The sequence below is a fragment of the Salegentibacter sediminis genome, from assembly GCF_002078605.1.
GTDB lineage: Bacteria > Bacteroidota > Bacteroidia > Flavobacteriales > Flavobacteriaceae > Salegentibacter > Salegentibacter sediminis.
On the sequence record NZ_MSJR01000002.1, the window covers coordinates 16,239 to 32,617 of the forward strand.

The 16,379-nt window shown below is 39.9% G+C and carries 17 protein-coding genes; 9 read left to right on the forward strand and 8 right to left on the reverse strand.

Going from position 1 to position 16,379, the window contains the following annotated elements:
- Positions 1-6: 6 nt before the first annotated feature.
- Positions 7-1,257: a type IX secretion system plug protein gene (locus BUW93_RS04300; protein WP_081209537.1), complete on the reverse strand. Its 1,251-nt coding sequence runs from the start codon at positions 1,255-1,257 to the stop codon at positions 7-9.
- Positions 1,258-1,426: 169 nt separating this feature from the next.
- On the opposite strand from BUW93_RS04300, the gene BUW93_RS04305 reads away from it, so the two are divergent.
- Genes BUW93_RS04305 through BUW93_RS04340 form a run of 8 tightly spaced genes read left to right on the forward strand, consistent with a single transcriptional unit; the run spans position 1,427 to position 8,827 of the window.
- Positions 1,427-2,770, forward strand: coding sequence for a Na(+)-translocating NADH-quinone reductase subunit A (locus BUW93_RS04305; protein ID WP_081209539.1), 1,344 nt, complete (start codon positions 1,427-1,429; stop codon positions 2,768-2,770).
- A 14-nt stretch (positions 2,771-2,784) separates the two neighbouring features.
- On the forward strand, positions 2,785-3,966 hold the full coding sequence (locus BUW93_RS04310) for an NADH:ubiquinone reductase (Na(+)-transporting) subunit B (RefSeq protein ID WP_081209541.1): 1,182 nt from the start codon (positions 2,785-2,787) through the stop codon (positions 3,964-3,966).
- A gap of 2 nt (positions 3,967-3,968) precedes the next feature.
- The gene (locus BUW93_RS04315) at positions 3,969-4,712 is read left to right on the forward strand and encodes a Na(+)-translocating NADH-quinone reductase subunit C (RefSeq protein WP_081209543.1); all 744 of its coding nucleotides are present in this window, start codon (positions 3,969-3,971) and stop codon (positions 4,710-4,712) included.
- 2 nt (positions 4,713-4,714) lie between these two features.
- Positions 4,715-5,464 carry an NADH:ubiquinone reductase (Na(+)-transporting) subunit D gene (locus tag BUW93_RS04320; protein ID WP_081209545.1) on the forward strand — a complete coding sequence of 250 codons (750 nt, stop codon included), beginning with the start codon at positions 4,715-4,717 and terminating at the stop codon, positions 5,462-5,464.
- A 19-nt stretch (positions 5,465-5,483) separates the two neighbouring features.
- The gene (gene nqrE / locus BUW93_RS04325) at positions 5,484-6,098 is read left to right on the forward strand and encodes an NADH:ubiquinone reductase (Na(+)-transporting) subunit E (protein WP_081209547.1); all 615 of its coding nucleotides are present in this window, start codon (positions 5,484-5,486) and stop codon (positions 6,096-6,098) included.
- Positions 6,099-6,114: 16 nt separating this feature from the next.
- Positions 6,115-7,404 carry an NADH:ubiquinone reductase (Na(+)-transporting) subunit F gene (nqrF, locus tag BUW93_RS04330; protein ID WP_081209549.1) on the forward strand — a complete coding sequence of 430 codons (1,290 nt, stop codon included), beginning with the start codon at positions 6,115-6,117 and terminating at the stop codon, positions 7,402-7,404.
- 60 nt (positions 7,405-7,464) lie between these two features.
- Positions 7,465-7,821: a Na(+)-translocating NADH-quinone reductase subunit F gene (locus BUW93_RS04335; protein ID WP_081209551.1), complete on the forward strand. Its 357-nt coding sequence runs from the start codon at positions 7,465-7,467 to the stop codon at positions 7,819-7,821.
- Between the two features lie 4 nt (positions 7,822-7,825).
- Complete coding sequence (locus BUW93_RS04340; RefSeq protein ID WP_232778315.1) at positions 7,826-8,827, forward strand: FAD:protein FMN transferase; 1,002 nt, start codon at positions 7,826-7,828, stop codon at positions 8,825-8,827.
- On the opposite strand, the gene BUW93_RS04345 is transcribed toward BUW93_RS04340, so the two are convergent.
- From BUW93_RS04345 to gpmI, 6 genes are read right to left on the reverse strand one after another with little or no spacing between them, the layout of a single operon-like run.
- Complete coding sequence (locus tag BUW93_RS04345; protein ID WP_081209555.1) at positions 8,828-9,592, reverse strand: class I SAM-dependent methyltransferase; 765 nt, start codon at positions 9,590-9,592, stop codon at positions 8,828-8,830.
- A gap of 31 nt (positions 9,593-9,623) precedes the next feature.
- Positions 9,624-10,187: an HNH endonuclease gene (locus BUW93_RS04350; protein WP_081209557.1), complete on the reverse strand. Its 564-nt coding sequence runs from the start codon at positions 10,185-10,187 to the stop codon at positions 9,624-9,626.
- Positions 10,180-10,995, reverse strand: coding sequence for a type I methionyl aminopeptidase (map, locus tag BUW93_RS04355; protein WP_081209559.1), 816 nt, complete (start codon positions 10,993-10,995; stop codon positions 10,180-10,182). Before map ends, BUW93_RS04350 begins: the two co-directional genes overlap by 8 nt.
- 2 nt (positions 10,996-10,997) lie before the next feature.
- Positions 10,998-11,399 carry a BT0820 family HAD-type phosphatase gene (locus BUW93_RS04360; protein ID WP_081209561.1) on the reverse strand — a complete coding sequence of 134 codons (402 nt, stop codon included), beginning with the start codon at positions 11,397-11,399 and terminating at the stop codon, positions 10,998-11,000.
- Between the two features lie 43 nt (positions 11,400-11,442).
- Complete coding sequence (locus tag BUW93_RS04365) at positions 11,443-11,982, reverse strand: thioredoxin family protein (protein WP_081209563.1); 540 nt, start codon at positions 11,980-11,982, stop codon at positions 11,443-11,445.
- Positions 11,983-11,986: 4 nt separating this feature from the next.
- The gene (gene gpmI / locus BUW93_RS04370; RefSeq protein WP_081209565.1) at positions 11,987-13,504 is read right to left on the reverse strand and encodes a 2,3-bisphosphoglycerate-independent phosphoglycerate mutase; all 1,518 of its coding nucleotides are present in this window, start codon (positions 13,502-13,504) and stop codon (positions 11,987-11,989) included.
- Positions 13,505-13,964: 460 nt separating this feature from the next.
- On the opposite strand from gpmI, the gene BUW93_RS04375 reads away from it, so the two are divergent.
- Positions 13,965-14,720, forward strand: a complete 756-nt coding sequence (locus BUW93_RS04375; RefSeq protein WP_081209567.1) for a murein L,D-transpeptidase catalytic domain family protein — start codon at positions 13,965-13,967, stop codon at positions 14,718-14,720.
- On the opposite strand, the gene BUW93_RS04380 is transcribed toward BUW93_RS04375, so the two are convergent.
- On the reverse strand, positions 14,698-16,338 hold the full coding sequence (locus tag BUW93_RS04380; RefSeq protein ID WP_081209569.1) for a L,D-transpeptidase family protein: 1,641 nt from the start codon (positions 16,336-16,338) through the stop codon (positions 14,698-14,700). The genes BUW93_RS04375 and BUW93_RS04380 overlap by 23 nt on opposite strands.
- Positions 16,339-16,379: the final 41 nt, after the last annotated feature.

A 16,379-nucleotide genomic window follows, 5' to 3' on the forward strand; every position in this document is an offset into this window, starting at 1 on the left:
AGTTGATTAGTTGGTGATGCTGGTGGAGTTGGCGCTGCCTACCCCGATAAGCCTATCGTAACGAGCTCCCGGACTTCGGTAATAAACCAGCACCTGGTATTCATTTTCAGTTTCATAGAAGTTGCCGCTAAAGAAACCTTCGTCAATACTTCCATCTGGTTTCTTTAATACATATTTATAATTGTAAAAGCCTTGCTTAAACAGTCGGGCAGCCTCGTAAACATCAGTTTCTTTATTCAAAATTAATTTGGTGGTGTGATCGGTTTGAAAATTATTGAAATTACCATAGATGTGAATTTCTCCACCCTCCAGGACGCTGTAATTTTGGAGCCTGAAATGTACCCAGGAATATTCAGCTTCTATCTCTGGTTCCCGGCCCTGTAGACTTCGTACTACAAACCCACCATTAATATCGGGTTGGTAAGTGTAAGGCTCATTAGCCCTGCTTCTGTCTGGAAATAAGTGATGATGATAAAGTTCGTTTAATTCGATATAATTAATGTCTACGGTACTCGCTCGAAGGTCTTTATTGTCAAACTGAAGATACTCATTTCCACCAAAGAATGCGGTTTCCTGGTCGTAGCGGTAAACCAGCTCATTGCCAATAGTGTATTGGGGTTTGATGTTTTTTATTGCAGTTTTTAAATTCTGATTCTGTAGAATAAGAACCTTAATTGTTTCATTTGGATTCTTCAGAATTAAATCGGGGCTTTCTACTGAAAAATTTACTACCTGCTTTTCCGAAATTAATTTGAGGTCGCGCGAGCGCCTTATGTTTACCGAGACCTGGGCAATAGGTTCGTAAAGCATGAATTTTCGGGAAAATACAAGTTCTTTTGCTGCATTGAAGATCTTCAGCATATAATTTCCCGAAACTTTTAGGCCACGGGTGTTGGAGTTAGGTATCTCCAGTTCATAATGGGAATAGCCCTGCAGGGTATTATAGGAATTTTTGTAATTAAAAATCCTGATGTCGTCAAAGCCTTCCATGTACTCTGATTTTGAGAGTTGGGAAGGGCTCCAGTCGTAATTGTAATGTTCGATAGTGTAATAATAATCGGCTTCATCTCCTATAATATCATCAAAACTCAATTTAAGTTTCTCTCCCTGTTGAATTATCGGGTTTCCATTTTGAATGGAACTCCCATCAAACTGAATTGTATAAATATAATTTGGAGGTAAGGTTTCTTTTTCACTTTGTGCCTTAAGGCTAAAAAATGTAAAAATAACGGGAATTATGACGAGGATCATTTTCATTGTGAGGAAATATATTCAAAGATAATTACAATTCTCATACCGAAGTTTTTAACATTTCAATTTAACAGATTAAAAGACTGAAAATTCTTGTTTTTATTGGGATTTGTGGGTTTAAAATTCCTAAATTTGCCTGACTTTAAAAAAAATTTTTTAACATACACTCCATCCTATGTCAAAAGACATTCGAATTAAAAGAGGATTATCTCTACGATTAGAAGGGGAGGCGGAAAAAGAGCTGGTAAAAGCTCCAAGGTCTAAGACCTATGCCATTAAACCGCCAGATTTTCATACTGTAGTACCCAAAATGGTTGTAAAGGAAGGTGCGAAACTGCTAGCCGGTGACGAACTTTTCTACTCAAAATACACCGAAGAGGTGCGTTTTACCAGTCCTGTTAGCGGGACGCTTAAGGAAATTAAGCGTGGTGATAAACGCCGCATTATGGAAATAATTATAGAAGCAGATCCCGAAGATGCTTATAAAGAATTTGGAAAAATGGACGCTTCGTCAGCCGATGCTGAAGCCGTTAAATCCAGGATACTTGAGAGCGGTTGCGGGGCGTTTATCAATCAAAGGCCTTACGACATTATAGCCGATCCTAAAGATAGCCCAAAAGCTATTTTTATTTCGGCGGTAAGTACTGCTCCTTTGGCTCCAGACTGGGGCTTCATTCTAAAAGATAAGCAGGCGGAATTCCAGGAAGGAATTAACGCCCTTCAAAAACTAACTTCAGGAAAAGTTCATCTTTCATTAGACGATTCTTCGGCAGCCGCCCTAAAAGGGATAAAAGGTGCCGAGCTTCATAATGTAGATGGGCCGCACCCAGCGGGAAATGTTGGGGTGCAAATCCATAAGATCGATCCTATTAACCAGGGAGAAAGAGTTTGGACTCTTAATCCGGAAGATGTGGCTATAATAGGTAAGCTCTTTTTAACCGGGCGATTCGAAGCCGATCGTACCATTGCAGTAACCGGTAGTGAAGCAAAAGACCGCAAATACTACAGTTCAAAAATTGGTGCAAATGTTTCGGAATTTATAGGGGAGGTTAGCGACGATATTCGTGTAATTTCTGGAAACGTATTAACCGGAACCAAGATATCCAATAATCAGTACCTCGGTTTTCTGGAAAACGAACTAACATTAATCCCGGAAGGAAATCAATACAGGGCTTTTGGTTGGATGCCTTTCACCTATAATAATATTCACTCAAATTCCAGAACTTCCCTTTCGTGGTTGTTTCCTAACCGAAAATATAAGCCTACCACCAATCTCAATGGAGAAGAGCGGGCTTTAGTGGTTACCGGTGAAATGGAAGAGGTTTTACCAATGGATATTTACCCTATGCAGCTAATAAAAGCTTGTATGGCCGGTGATATTGAAAAAATGGAGAACCTGGGGATTTATGAAGTTGCTCCTGAAGATTTCGCTTTGGTAGAATATGTAAACACCTCGAAGATTGAAATTCAGGAAGTAATTCGTTTAGGCCTTGATCTAATGATTACTGAAGTAGGTTAAAAAGCAGGAAAAATATGGAATGGATTAGACAAAAATTAGATAAAATAGGAGAGCCTTTTGGTAAGGGTAAGAAATATGAGAAGTATGCGCCCGCTTTAAATGCGATAGATACTTTTCTGTTTACACCAAATCACACTACCAAAAAAGGAGCACATATTAGGGATGCGGTAGATTTGAAAAGGGTGATGATTACTGTGGTAATCGCTTTAATACCAGCGCTTCTCTTCGGAATGTGGAATGCAGGCTATCAATACTACAGCCAATTAGGGGAAGCCTTTACTTTTTGGGATGCGCTTGGGCACGGAGCCTTAAAGATCGTTCCTATGATCGTGGTGTCATACGCGGTTGGACTGGGAATTGAATTTGCATTTGCGATCTTTAGAGGCCACGAAGTTAACGAGGGTTACCTGGTCACCGGCTTGCTTATCCCTATGATTATGCCAATTGATCTTCCCTTATGGATGTTGGCTCTTTCGGTAGTATTCGCAGTATTAATAGGTAAAGAAGCTTTTGGGGGAACAGGGATGAATATCCTGAACCCGGCTTTAACGGCAAGGGCCTTCGCCTTTTTTGCCTATCCTACCTATATGTCGGGTAACCAGGTTTGGGTTAGTGAGGCGAGTAATGTAGAAGCGGTTTCTGGAGAAACAATTCTTGGTTCGCTTGCGGCCGGAGACAATGTGTCTTACAGTATGTGGGATATGTTCTACGGGGTAATCCCGGGATCGGTTGCAGAAACTTCCACCTTGTTCATCCTTGCTGGAGCACTTCTTCTAATTCTTACAAAAGTTGGAAACTGGAGAATTATCCTGAGTGGATTTGTAGGAGCTGCCGTGATGGCCTTGATTTTTAATGCTCTTCCTTCCCTGGGAGTTGCAGGAAATGAGTTGACAAATTTCTATTGGGCAAATCATCTACTAATTGGAGGTTTAGCCTTCGGAATTGTGTTTATGGCTACCGATCCGGTATCTGCTGCACAAACCCAAAGGGGAATGTGGATCTACGGATTCCTTATCGGATTCTTCTCGATAATGATTAGGGTATTTAACCCGGCTTATCCCGAAGGAGTGATGCTGGCAATTCTGTTGATGAACGTGTTTGCACCTACCATAGACCACTATGTAATTCAGGCTAACATTAAACGCAGAAGAAAAAGAATTAAAACTGCCACCGGGCAGGTTAAAACAGCAGTTTAGTTATGGAAGAGAAATCAGTAAATAAGACTAACAGTAACGGCTATACTTTTATGTTCGCTATTATTATGGTAGTAATAGTAGCAAGCGTTTTAGCCTTTACCGCGACTTCCCTGCAGCCTACGCAAAGAGAAAACGTAAGACAGGAAAAGATGCAGAGTATTCTTGCTACTATTGGTGTTGAAACCGATAGGGCGGGAGCTGAAGAACTATATAATCAATACATCACCGAGGAGATTAGTCTTCGCGAAGATGGATCTGTAGATGAGGAGGTAGATGCTTTCCAGGTAGACCTGGCCAAGGAGCTTAAAAAGCCCGCCTCAGAGCAAGTTTTTCCTTTATATATAGCCGAAGTAGATGGAGAAAAATTCTATATCGTTCCCCTAAGAGGTAACGGATTATGGAATGCGATCTTTGGATATATTTCATTGCGGGATGATGTGAACACCATTGCCGGTGCCACTTTTGACCACCTGGGAGAAACACCTGGACTTGGAGCCGAGATCACTAAAGAATTTTTTAGAGAAAGATTTACCGACGAGAAGATTTTTGATGAAAGCGGAAATCTTGTAGGAGTATCTGTTGTGAAAGGAGATATAGATCCTTCCGATAAAGCCGATAACCAGGTAGATGCAATATCAGGAGCCACTATTACCGGTGACGGGGTTTCAGATATGATCTCTGAAAGGCTTAAGCGTTATCTCCCTTATTTTGAAAAGGAAAAGGATATTAAAGTAGCAATTCAATAATTATGGCTAACGAGAAAAAATATACTTCCGAAGAAAAGGAAGCCAAGAAAAAAGAAATGATTCTCTTCATGTCTAATTCAGAAGAGAAGGAACATTTTCTATCGAAGGCGAACAGAAAATTATTATCTGATCCATTAGACGATAATAACCCTATCACCGTTCAGGTTTTAGGTATTTGTTCGGCCCTGGCGATCACCGTGCAGTTAGAGCCGGCTGTGGTAATGGCAATTGCGGTTGTGGCGGTAATGGCGTTTAGTAACATGATTATATCTATGTTGCGTAATATGATTCCAAGCCGAATCAGGATTATTGTACAACTTGTTGTAGTGGCTTCCCTGGTGGTTTTGGTAGACCAGATATTAAAGGCATATGCTTATGATGTAAGTAAACAGCTTTCGGTATTTATCGGTCTTATTATTACTAACTGTATTGTGATGGGACGTCTTGAAGCGTTTGCCCTTGGTAACGGAGTTTACAAGTCTTTTCTGGATGGTGTTGGAAATGCCGCCGGTTATGGACTTATCTTAATAATCGTGGCTTTCTTCAGAGAACTCTTAGGTTCTGGTAAATTATTTGGTTTTGAGGTTTTGGGCCATAAAGGCGCAACCCTTGCCGAATCCACCGGCCTGTATGCATTCGGATACGAAAACAACGGATTGATGCTGCTTTCTCCAATGGCTCTTATTGTTGTAGGACTTATAATTTGGGTACAGCGAGCACGCAACCGCAAACTGATTGAAGAAACCAACTAACAGCTAAAAAATAATTATAATGGAATATGTAAACTTATTTGTAAGAAGTATTTTCATAGAAAATATGGTTTTTGCTTACTTCCTCGGGATGTGTTCATACCTGGCGGTATCCAAAACCGTGAAAACAGCTGTTGGTTTAGGTGCTGCTGTAATATTTGTACTTACAATCACAGTGCCTATTAACTTCTTGCTGGACAATTACCTGTTAAGACCCGGTGCCCTGCAATGGCTAGGAGCTGAATATGCCGATGTAGACCTTAGCTTTTTGAGCTTTATTATGTTTATTGCGGTAATCGCTTCTATGGTACAACTGGTAGAAATGATCGTAGAGAAATTTGCTCCTGCCCTCTATGGTGCTTTGGGTATTTTTCTTCCGCTTATTGCGGTAAACTGTGCCATCCTTGGTGGTTCATTATTTATGCAGCAAAAAGACTTTGGCGCCATAACCGAAGCCGTTACTTATGGATTTGGAAGTGGTATTGGTTGGTTCCTGGCTATTCTGGGAATTGCAGCCATCCGTGAAAAAATTGCGTACTCAAACATACCGGCTCCGTTAAAAGGCCTGGGAATAACTTTTATTATTACCGGACTAATGGCTCTTGGATTTATGAGTTTTATGGGAATTAAAATATAATCGAAAAAGTAGGATTATGACAGTTGTAATAGCAAGTGTAGTAGTATTTTTAGTATTGATCCTGTTATTGGTTTCCATTTTGCTTGGAGCCAAAGCTAAACTGGCACCGTCAGGACCGGTAACAATTAATATTAACGGAGAAAAAGATATGGAGGTAGGTTCCGGAGGAACCTTGCTTTCTACCTTAGGGGATAATAAATTATTTTTACCATCGGCCTGTGGGGGTGGGGGTACCTGTGTTCAGTGTAAGTGTATTGTTTCTGAAGGAGGAGGAGCTATTCTTCCTACCGAGGAGCCACATTTTACCCGTAAAGAGATTGCACAGGGATGGCGCCTTGGATGCCAGGTAAAAGTAAAGGAAGATATGAAGATCCAGATTCCGGAAGAAGTGTTCGGAATTAAGAAATGGGAGGCAACGGTAGTAAGAAACTACAATGTGGCCTCTTTTATCAAGGAATTCGTTGTCGAAATTCCTGAAGATATGGATTATAAGGCCGGTGGTTATATCCAAATCGAGATTCCTAAATGTGAAGTAAAGTTCAGCGATATGGATATCACAGCCCACCCCGATGAACACCCGGGTGAGCCTGAGAAATTTAAGGAAGAATGGGATAAATTTCAACTATGGCCTCTGGTAATGAAAAACACTGAGACCGTAGAGAGAGCCTATTCTATGGCTTCTTACCCTGCTGAAGGCCGTGAAATTATGCTTAATGTTCGTGTGGCCACGCCACCATGGGATAGGGCGAAAGATGCTTGGATGAATGTTAACCCAGGTATTGCTTCTTCTTATATTTTCTCAAGGAAAAAAGGTGATAAGGTAATCATTTCAGGACCTTATGGTGAATTCTTTATCAACCCTAGTGAAGCAGAAATGCTTTATGTTGGGGGTGGTGCCGGAATGGCTCCAATGCGTTCTCATCTTTACCACCTTTTCCGCACCCTTAAAACCGGCAGAAAAGTGACGTACTGGTACGGTGGACGTTCGAAACGAGAGTTGTTCTATACAGAACACTTTAGAGCTCTGGAAAGGGACTTCCCTAACTTTAGATTCTACCTGGCGCTTTCTGAACCAATGGAAGAAGATAACTGGAAAGTGAAAAAAGATCTCGATGATGAAGGAGATGGATTCGTAGGATTCATCCACCAGGTGGTTATCGATAACTATTTGAGTAAACACGAAGAGCCTGAGGAAATCGAATTATATTTCTGTGGACCTCCATTGATGAACAAGGCCGTTCAGAAAATGGGTGAAGACTTCGGTATTCCTGATGAGAATATCAGATTTGATGACTTTGGGGGTTAATCTTCCTATAAATATGCTAAAAAGACCGTCTGGGAAGACGGTCTTTTTTATTTTTGCATTATGGCAAAATTAAACGACCAGGAACTGCATAATCTTGCAATGAATATTGTAGGAAAAGACCTCGAGGAAAAAGGCTATGAATTTTTGGGGGTGAATAGTGAAATTCAAAAGGATCCACAGTTTGTAGCTCTTAAGGATAAGAAGCTACATTTTGTAATTGTTCGTGCGATAGAATATCCTCATGATCCTAAAATCTTAGAAGGACAATTTCTGCAGACCATAAAAGATCACGCCTTAAAATTTAAAGCTCGCACCTTTTATGCAGGCGTTGGCCTGGCCAATTCTGAAGATTACGAGAAACCTGTTTCCCATGGGGAAGCTTATGTGGTAAATTATGATGGCTGGCAAGAAATTTAAATCGATGAATAAACATATACTTTTATTGCTTTTGCTGACGCTTTTCATGGCCTGTCAACCTGAAAATTCTGCTAAAAGTATTTCCGGCAATGCACTGGGAACCACTTATAATATCAAATATTTTTCAGACGAAGAATTAAAAGTGGAAACTGCTCTTGACTCTATATTCGAGATTATAAATACATCGATGAGCACATATCAGCAGGATTCTCATATTTCTCGGATTAACCGGGGCGATACCAGTATTGTGGTAGATGAACATTTCGTGAAAGTATTCCGTGCCTCAGAAAAGATCTATAAGGAGAGCGAAGGCTTTTTTGATCCTACGGTTGGTAATTTGGTAAATGCATATGGTTTTGGACCTAAAAAGGGGCTTAAACAACCTGATGAAGCTTGTCTTGACTCCCTTCATCGGCTTGTGGGCTTTGATAAACTTGAGTTAGATCCTGATAATAGAATTAGAAAAGCCGAACCCGGAATTTATATCGATTTTAATGCTATTGCTAAAGGTTATGCCATTGATGTTATTGCTGAATATTTTGATGAAAAAAATGTTTCAGATTATCTTATCGAGTTAGGGGGCGAGCTTGTGGCTAAAGGAAGAAATAAACAAAAAGACTCCGATTGGATTGTAGCTATAGATGACCCTAAACAGGTAGAAGGAGAGCGAACTTTTCAAACCATTCTTGCCTTAAAAGACAGGGCGATGGCAACTTCTGGAAATTATCGGAAATTCAAAACAGATTCCTCGGGGAATACCTTTGTACATACCATTAACCCCCTCACCGGTTTGGCCGAAAAAAACGATCTTCTTAGCGCTTCGGTTTTAGCTGAAAACTGTACCCTTGCCGATGCTTATGCCTCGGCATTTATGGCTATGGGATTTGAAAAGGCTTCAGCCTTACTGGGAAAGCTTGATAATGTTGATGCTTATTTTATCTATGTGAAGAAGGGAGAGCCTGTTGTATATGCTTCAGAGGGCTTTAAAAAGACGCTGAGAGATTAATTATTTGTGGCAAACGGGAATTATTTCCCCTTCTGCCAGACGGTATTTATTTATTTCTTCTGAAGTTAATTCATTACTATAATCAATTTCTTCCACCCTGAATCCGATACTTCTAAGTTTATCAAAATAATCCCTGCCATAAACTCTCACATGGTCATACTGCCCAAAGATTCTCTCCCGGGTTTTTCTATCGGTAATGGAATCATCCTCGAATGTTTTCTCCCGGTTCAGGTCCTGCGGGATTTGCACAATAGCCGTCCCGCCGGGTTTTAATATCCGGTGAATCTCCTGCATAGCCTTGGTGTCATTGGGAATATGTTCCAGCACGTGATTGCAAAGAATAAAATCGAATTCGTTATCTGAAAATGGCAAATCGCAGATATCTGCCTTTACATCGGCCAATGGAGAATTAAGATCTGTTGTGGTGTAATCGAGGTTTTTTAATTTTCTGAATCGCTTGTAAAAGGCCTGTTCCGGTGCGAAATGAAGAACTTTTAAGGGGCGGGTGAAGAAGTCTGTTTCATTTTTTAAATATAGCCAGAGCAAACGGTGCCGTTCCAGGGAAAGGGTAGAAGGGGAGAGTACATTCTCCCGCTGCTTTACATAACCGTAGGGAAGAAATTTTCTAAAGCTACTACCATCAATGGGATCTGTATAATTATTTCCGCGCAGCGCCAACTTCAGCAGTGGTCTGGCGAGATAACTGAAACGAATTAGCAATGGCCTGGGAAAAGCATTGAGGATTAGCTTAAAAACTTTCTTCATCTAATTTACAATTCTGCTTGATGTGTATACATCAAACTTCAATATCTCCCCAGTTTTCTCCCGATTTGATGCGGTACAGTTGCATTTCAGAAACTCCAAATTGCTTGGCCAGCACTCTTATTCGGGTTTTTCGGTTAGGGTCCAGTAATTTCTTTTTAAGGATAACCGCCTGGGCATAGGTGAGTTTTGAATAAGAAACCACTTTACGTAATTTCCTCTTGTGCTTATTTTCCTTAACCTTGGGGCTGTTATATTGATGTTTCACCCATTCTTCCTGGGTCATCCAGGCAAGATTTGACACCCGGTTGTCGTCTTTCTGAAAGTTCTTGTGAACCACGTACTTATCACCCTCTTTTTTCTTCAGAAATAGCTCGGCAACGATTCGGTGAATATAATAGCTTTTGGATTTTCCGGTTTTTAATTTAACCGAGAAATTGAGGTAGCCTCCTATTTTGCCTCCCTTAACAAGTTCTCCTTCAGGATTTCTAAGAAAACTGATCATACGACCAAAATTGGAAACTTTATAGATAAATCTCTCCTGCCATTCTTCCTTATGCAAGGTTTCCCACCGTTCCTGTCTAAAATTTTTAATCATATACCTGTGCTCTAAATTCTACCTCCTCATCACTCTCTATTCCTAAAGCCTCATAAATATATTTAAAGGTAGATAACAATTCTGGTTTTCCGTTCACCAGGGCCACATCATGTTCAAAATGTGCGCTGGGTTTGTTATCTGCCGTCAAAATTGTCCAGCCATCAGGCAACTGTTTAATTCTTCTGGTTCCGAGATTAATCATAGGCTCTATGGCCACTACCATTCCTTCCACGAACTTTTTTCCTCTTCCGCGTTTACCGTAATTTGGCATTTCTGGATCCTCGTGCATCTTTTTTCCAAGACCATGGCCTACAAGTTCCCTTACCACACCATAACCGCGACTCTCGGTATATTGCTGAATGGCGTATCCAACATCCCCGACGCGATTTCCTGCTTTAAATTCTCTAATTCCTACATATAAAGATTCTTTGGTTACTTTTAGCAGTTCCTTTATTTCTGGTAAAACTTCTCCTACCTCAAAAGTGTAGGCATGATCACCATAGAATTCATTTTTAAGTGCTCCACAATCTATAGAAATAATATCTCCTTCCTGTAAAGGTATGTCATTCGGTATTCCGTGTACTACCTGGGCGTTGGGGCTCATACAAAGAGAATTTGGGAAATCATACATTCCCAGGAAGCCCGGTTCTGCACCGTGGTCCCTTATGAACTCTTCAGCCATTTTATCCAAATGAAGGGTAGTGATGCCGGGTTTTATTTCAGCAGCTAACATACCAAGGGTTTTTGAAACTATAAGGGCGCTTTCCCTTAGTAATTCTATCTCTTCTTTAGTTTTAGGTATAATCATTTTTATTTTTTAAAAGCGGTTAAAAAACCGTAGCGCTTTTTCTGCGGTCTTTCGTTTCCGTTGGTAAGTTTCTGATATATTTCTCCCCAACCTAACATTCCTCCTAAATTTCTGTCATCAATAAAAATATCGGCAAGGATTTTTCTGCTAATCCCTTCATCGAAATCTTCTTCAGGATAACTTTTATTTACAGCGTAAAACTCGATCCCTCGCATTTTACAGAACTCAACTGCCTCTTCTAATTTCTCGCCGTACCTGTAGGTCCAGAGGATTAACAAGTGGCCTTCTTCCTGTAGCTTCTGTAAGGATTCAAAAGCAAAAAGCATAGGTTTGCCAATCTCGGGATATTTGTTCTCTACAATAGTGCCATCAAAATCTACTGCTATTGTAAGGGATTTTGGCATAATACAAAATTAGAAAGATTAAACTTAAATTATGTTTCTGGTTTTAAAAATCGGCATATGGATTTTTGTAAGCTTTTTGGCTTACAATATCTGCCACGTCTTCTTCAAATGTCTCTAATGAAAATTCTACGAACCGGTTTACTTCTACGCCATCTTTGCAAAAGATAATCGTGGGTACCAGGTTAACCTCATAATTTTCTTCAATATGATTGGGGGTTTCCTTATTGGGATCAACAGCTATATTAGTTAATTTGGAATAATCATAACCGGCCTGGTCCAGGATTTTATAGAGTTTGGGAACTTCCAATTGGCTATCGGCACACCAGGTACCCATAAATAGAACAATTTCATAATCAGAGATGTTTTCTTTTATAACCTTCATATGTTTTTCTTCCGGCTGATAATTGCTGTAGCCACTGTTGAACCAATATGAATACGGATTTTGTTCCAGTTCTTTTCGCTGAAACTCCCCCACAAGAAAGTCCTCCTGAAGTTCTTCTTCCGATTGCTTGTTAGTTTCTTCTTCTGAAAAATTCCCGCTTAAAAACAAGCTGAGAATAATTAGTAATATCTTACTCGTCATTGTTTTAAATTAAAGGGTCCTGGGTCATTAAATCGGGTTGATCTATACCCATAAGTTTTAATATGGTCGGGGCAATATCTCCAAGTTTTCCACTTTTGATTTCTTTTACGTCGCTGTCCATTAAAATAAGGGGCACCGGGTTGGTGGTGTGAGCTGTATTTGGACTTCCGTCTGGATTGATCATAGTTTCACTATTCCCGTGATCGGCAATTATTATTACTGAATAATCATTCTCGCGGGCTGCTTCAGCTACATCTTTAGCACAGGAATCTACAGTTTCACAGGCTTTCACGGCGGCTTCGAATACTCCGGTATGGCCTACCATATCGGGATTTGCAAAATTCAGACAAATAAAATCGGCTGAATGTTCCCTGATTTCCGGAATGATCTTATCTCTTAACTCATAAGCGCTCATCTCCGGTTGCAGATCGTAGGTAGCTACTTTTGGAGAATTGCACATAATTCTTTTTTCCCCTTTAAAGGGTTTTTCGCGTCCTCCTGAAAAGAAAAAAGTAACGTGAGGATATTTCTCGGTCTCAGCTATCCTGATTTGTTTTTTCCCGGTGTATTCTAAAACTTCTCCCAGAGTGGATTTGATATTGTCTTTTTTGAAAACTACATTAATCCCCTGAAAGCTATCGTCATATTTGGTGATGGTCACATAATATAACAGCATTTTTTTCATATCATATTCAGGAAAATCCTCCTGGGTAAGGGCTTGAGTAAGTTGTCTCCCGCGATCTGTTCGAAAATTGAAGAAAATAACAACGTCTTTCTCATTCAATTTGGCAACTGGTTCCCCGGCCTCGTCGGTAAGAACAATAGGCTCTATAAATTCATCGCTTATATTATTCTTGTAACTGTTTTCCACCTCTTCAACGGCATTGGTGGTTTTATAACCTTCGCCCTTGGTAATAAGGTCGTAGGCTTTTTTTACCCGTTCCCAGCGTTTATCACGGTCCATAGCAAAATACCTTCCTATTACCGAAGCTAGTTTCCCATTGGTTTTCTTTAGGTGCTCTTCAATCTCTGTTATGAATCCTTTTCCCGAATGTGGATCTACATCACGGCCATCGGTAAAGGCGTGAACATATTTTTCCTTCACCCCAAATTCTTCGGCAGCCGAGAGAAGACCTTTGAGGTGATTGATGTGGGAGTGGACCCCGCCATCGCTTAATAAGCCCATAAAATGGATGGGTTTATTGTTTTTAATGGCGTAGGTAAAGGCTTCTTCAAGTACCGGCTCGTCTTTTAAGGTATTTTTTTCTACTGCCATGTTTATCTTTACCAGGTCCTGATATACAATTCTACCAGCGCCCAAATTCATATGTCCTACTTCACTGTTTCCCATTTGGCCTTCAGGCAAACCTACATTCATCCCGTCGGTGCGTAATTCGGCATGGGGATATTCCTTTATAACCGAATCCATAAACGGGGTATTAGCCTGTGCGATTGCAGAGACTTTAGGGTCCTGGGTAATTCCCCATCCGTCCAGGATCATCAGTAAAACTTTCTTATTCATAACACAATTAAATTTTGGCTATAAAGATAAAAACAAATTTTAGCCTTCACTAAGCATCTCCGACTAATGTTTTATTAAATCTATGTTGTTATGGCTTCTCTTGTCTTTTTCATCCTAGCTCGTGACCGGATAGCCAGAATTTCCCCAGAGCCAAAATTATAATCCCAGTTCAATAAGGAATCTTAAAAAAAGGATACTATTTTTTCTCATTATTTTATATCGTGTAAATTAAAATTTTAACAAAAATTCTTCCCGAATTGTATACTACATCTGTTTAATTTGCGTTTTAGAAAACCCAGCTTTAATGATATAATTGGTTGAAAATAAGCCTGATATTGCTTGATTATGTTAAAATTTGCCTTTTTAAGCGGGGTGTGTCTCAATTAAAGTCAAAATTGGGCGGATTGGCATATCCTTTGGAATAAATTAACAGAACAACAAAAAACTTTAAAATTTGCCTATGATTTATAAGATCTTAACCATTACTGGAATCCTTATTTTTTCCTTCGCATTTACAACTTCCTCTAAACTTCCTAAAACTTTAAACTCAAAGCTTGAAGCCTCTGCTGCCCCCGCATTGGTTTCCGAAGAAATTGAAACTTTTTCTGAAAAAGTTGCAACAGTTTATGGTGAATTTGCTGAAAACAGCGCCAGTATGCCGACTTTAAAGGTATTTGAAAGAGCAATGACAGGTTACTCTAAACTTGATGCAAAAGGTAAAGTAGGAAATCAACTCTTAACCGTTATCGATTTTGGTCTTTCTTCTACTACCAAAAGAATGTGGATTCTAGATATGAATACCAAAAATGTTTTATTTCACACCTACGTTTCCCACGGAAAAAATACCGGCGGCGAGTTTGCCACTAAATTTTCAAATACGGTTAATTCTTTGCAAAGTTCCCTTGGGTTTTATGTAACCGGAAAAACTTATTATGGTAAAAACGGGCTTTCTCTTTATTTAGACGGACAGGAGAAAGGTTTTAATCACAACGCCAGAAAACGTTATGTAGTGGTGCACGGAGCAGATTATGCTGAGCCATCTTTTATAGATAGAATTGGGCGTTTAGGTAGAAGTTATGGCTGCCCTGCAGTTCCAAATTCTATAGCTAAAGACCTTATTGAAAAGATAAAAGGAAGATCTGTGATTTATATCCACAAAGAAGACAAAAATTACCTTAAAAACTCCAAGCTGCTTAATTCAGTAACAGCTGCATAATTTCTTTATCCTGCTTGTAAATGTCTTCGGCAAATCGGGTTTCATCGCCCTCACGCCAGGCCGTCCAATAAAAATGATGAACCCTAACATCTTTGGTAATCTTGATGGTAGTAGTTCTACCTGAATCCAGAATTTCCTGAATTTTTTCTGAAGTATATTTTTCCTGGTCGTTTAATAAATATTCGGCCAGGTCTAACACCCCTTCAACTCTTACACAGCCCGAGCTCTGAGCCCTGGAGTTTTTCTCGAAAAGCTTTTTAGAGGGGGTGTCATGGAGGTAAATAGAATACCTGTTAGGGTAAATTATCTTTACCTTTCCCAATGGGTTGGCGGGACCTGCTTCCTGGCGGTAGGTGTAATTTACCACCTCTGGGTTATTCCAGTTTATTTCTGAAGGATTTAATCTTTGGCCGCTACCATCAAAAACTGCCATATTCCTGCTGGTAAGATAAGAGCTATTCCTTTTTGCTGCCGGAATAACATCATTCTTTTTAATGGTTGGAGGGATCGTCCAGGTAGGGTTGTAGACAATATGTTCAATTTTATCTGAAAAAACAGGTGTTTTTCGGGCTTCAGTTCCTACCATCACCCGGTTACTGCTAATGGTATCTTTTTCTTTAACCAGATGCAATCTGTAATTAGGGATATTAACGATAATATAGTGATCGCCCAGATCCTGAGGATGCCATCTCCAACGCTCCATATTAACTAATATTTGCTTGTAACGTTCTTCGTAGGTACTATTAAGCTCAGAGATAGTTCCTTCGCCTATTACCGCATCGGTTTCTATCCCGTGGTGTTCCTGGAATTTCCGGATGGCTTCCTGTAAATTCTGGTTATACTTATGGGTTGAATTTGGCGGAATACTGTCTATAAAATTCAATTCATTAAGCCTCAGGGCAATCATCGCCATTCTTGAACTGGTATCACCCGGTTTAATACTTTCTCCTTGCGGGACCTGGGTTGGATTTTCCTCCTTTTCCTTTAAGACCCGATACTCCTTAAGTGATTTTTGTAGCCCTTTATACACTATATGATTTGGGGCCAGGTCTTCCAGTGTGGCAGAAATTTTATTTTCTGAAATGGCCTTTTCGAACAGCGGGAGTAAATCGGTTGTATTGCTGTCTATATCCCAAATAGAGTAAAGTTTTTTAGGGTCTAACTTACCTGAATTCAGATGTCTTCCGTAGGTGAAGAAAGCATCGGTGAGCACGAGTTCTAATAAGTCTTTTTCTTCCTGGTCAAGATTAGCTAAATTAGATAAGGCCATTTCCAGGTAATCCCCATGATAATCCTTAAACTGGAGTCCGTGGTTGGGGGCATTCTCAATACTACGGTAAAGATCTTCCCGTAATTCCCTATTGCTCCATACCGGTTGGTATTCCCGCTGGGAATAAAAACTATCTACCAGGCGTATGTTTTCTAACTGAATCCCTGAATTAGCGGATTCTTTTTGCCATTGCTGAATTTTTTCTTCAACATTTGCTGCAGAAGAAAGTTTTTTAACTTCTTCGATATCCGGAGCATTTTTTGTTTCAATTCCGGATTCCTTGTTGTTATTATTACAGGCAAAAATTGCAACGAGAGATAAGTAAAGGGAAAATCTAATTATTTTCATGTAGGTTATTTTGGAGCGGTAAAACAGGAACTGGGAGAGAG